The 1,507-nt window shown below is 35.6% G+C and carries 2 protein-coding genes; both read left to right on the forward strand.

Annotated features, from left to right (window positions below):
• On the forward strand, positions 1-412 hold a 412-nt coding region (gene hypR / locus IDG60_RS13740), incomplete at its 5' end, for a redox-sensitive transcriptional regulator HypR (RefSeq protein WP_206160804.1).
• Positions 399-1,507 (forward strand): FAD-dependent oxidoreductase (locus tag IDG60_RS13745; protein WP_206160805.1); only part of this gene is annotated, 1,109 nt, incomplete at its 3' end. The genes hypR and IDG60_RS13745, both read left to right, overlap by 14 nt.

Consider the following 1,507-nt stretch of genomic DNA (forward strand, 5'->3'; position numbering starts at 1 on the left):
TGTATTAGCTTTTTTAACTAAGCATCATTCAGAAAAATTCAATAGTAGTTCATTAGCAGAATTAACTTGTTTAAATCCTGTTCAATTACGACGCGTGACGACTCAACTTGTCGATTTAAAAATGATTAACACAATACGGGGTAAAGATGGTGGTTATTTATCAAATGATCGTAGCGCTGATGTCTCTCTAGCAACATTATATAAACATTTTGTCTTAGAGAAAGAACATCACACACGACTATTTACTGGCGACGAAGGCAGTCACTGTCAAATTGCTCGTAATATTGCAACTACTATGTCACATTATGAGCAAGACGAACAGAATATCATTATTAATTTTTATAAAGGAAAAACAATCAAAGATGTCATTGAAGACATTCAAAAGGAGGATTTATGTCATGAAAACATATGATTTAATTGTAATAGGATTTGGGGAAGCTGGTAAAACTTTAGCCAAATATGCTGCATCAACAGGTCAACACGTCGCAGTTATCGAACAATCTCCGAAAATGTATGGAGGCACTTGTATAAACATAGGATGTATTGCTTCAAAGACACTTGTACATGATGGATTAGAAGGCAAATCTTTTGAAGCAAGTTATAACCGTAAAAACGATGTTGTCAATGCGCTAAACAATAAAAATTACCATTTATTAGCAGACGATAACAACATTGATGTACTGGATTTTAAAGCGCAGTTTAAATCTAATACTGAAGTGAATTTATTAGATCAGCATGACGATATCGCCGATAGTATTACTGCACCTCATATCATTATTAATACTGGTGCTACCTCTGTTATTCCTAACATTAAAGGCCTTGATCAAGCTAAACACGTCTTCGATTCAACAGGTTTATTAAACATTAACTATCAACCTAAGCACCTCGTTATTGTAGGTGGCGGTTATATCGCCTTAGAATTTGCTTCAATGTTTGCGAATTTAGGTAGTAAGGTTACAGTATTAGAACGTGGTGAATCATTTATGCCACGTGAAGATCAAGATGTCGTTGCACATGCTATTACTGACTTAGAAAATAAAGGCATTACATTGCATACAAATGTTGAAACGACTGAATTGTCATCTGACAATCATCATACAACAGTCCATACCAACGTTGGTAACTTTGAGGCTGATGCAGTACTTTTGGCTATCGGGCGCAAACCGAATACGGATTTAGCTTTAGAAAATACTGATATCGAATTAGGCGACAGAGGCGAAATTAAAGTCAATGCTCATCTTCAAACAACTGTACCGCATATTTATGCTGCAGGTGATGTTAAAGGCGGACTTCAATTTACGTATATATCTTTAGACGATTATCGAATTATCAAATCAGCGTTATATGGTAATCAGTCACGTACGACTGACAATAGAGGTGGCGTGCCTTATACAGTATTTATAGATCCACCATTATCACGTGTTGGATTAACTAGTAAAGAAGCTGCCGCTCAACATTATGATTACACTGAACATCAACTTTTAGTAAGTGCTATACCTCGTCACAA

Source organism: Staphylococcus sp. EG-SA-2, from assembly GCF_017152085.1.